The sequence below is a fragment of the Sphingomonas floccifaciens genome (assembly GCF_042681125.1).
Lineage (GTDB): Bacteria > Pseudomonadota > Alphaproteobacteria > Sphingomonadales > Sphingomonadaceae > Sphingomonas > Sphingomonas floccifaciens.
The window spans coordinates 1-780 of sequence record NZ_JBHUFC010000036.1; the positions used below are offsets into that span (position 1 = coordinate 1).

The following is a 780-nucleotide window of genomic DNA, read 5'->3' on the forward strand; positions in this document are numbered from 1 at the left end:
TGGAGAGCACATGGGCTGGACCGAAACCGCTCGTCGCGAGCATGACAGAAGTAGGCTGCGTTACACAAGCGACTGCACCGATGCGGAATGGGCGATCATTGCGCCGCTGCTGGCTCGAACGACGAAGGTGGGCCGCCCGCGCCTGCACCGGGCACGGGATCTGTGGAACGCGATCCAGTACCTTGCCGCGACGGGATGCCAGTGGGCGCAACTGCCCCGGGACTTTCCCCCGTTCACGACCGTGCAGTACCATTTCTACCGGATGCGCGACAGCGGCCTGCTCGATGCGATCAACGCGGTGCTGGTAGCCGGAGTACGGATTGCCGAAGGGCGCGAGGCAGAACCGACTGCGGGCATCATCGACAGCCAGTCGGTCAAGACCACCGAAGCGGGTGGGCCGCGCGGCTATGATGCCGGCAAGAAGATCAAGGGCCGCAAGCGCCATATCGCGACCGACACGGCCGGCAACCTCCTCGACGGACTGGTGCTCTCCGCTGACATCCAGGACCGCGACGGCGCACCGGACCTCATCGAACGCTGTCGCGACGCCTATCCGTCCCTGAGCCGTTTCTTCGCCGATGGCGGCTATGCCGGGCAGAAACTGGCCGCCGCTATCGCGCATATCGACCACCTCGCCATCGAGATCGTCCGGCGTTCCGATGCCCACCGCTTCGTCGTCCTGCCCCGGCGCTGGGTCGTCGAGCGCACCATCGCATGGCTCAACCGATGTCGGCGTCTCGCCAAAGATTGGGAGGCGTCCGTCGCCTCCGCCGAAGCCTG

1 protein-coding gene is annotated in these 780 nt (G+C 66.0%); it reads left to right on the forward strand.

The genetic code is table 11. The features are described from left to right. Positions 1-10: 10 nt before the first annotated feature. On the forward strand, positions 11-780 hold a 770-nt coding region (locus ACFSC3_RS20685), incomplete at its 3' end, for an IS5 family transposase (protein WP_380942276.1).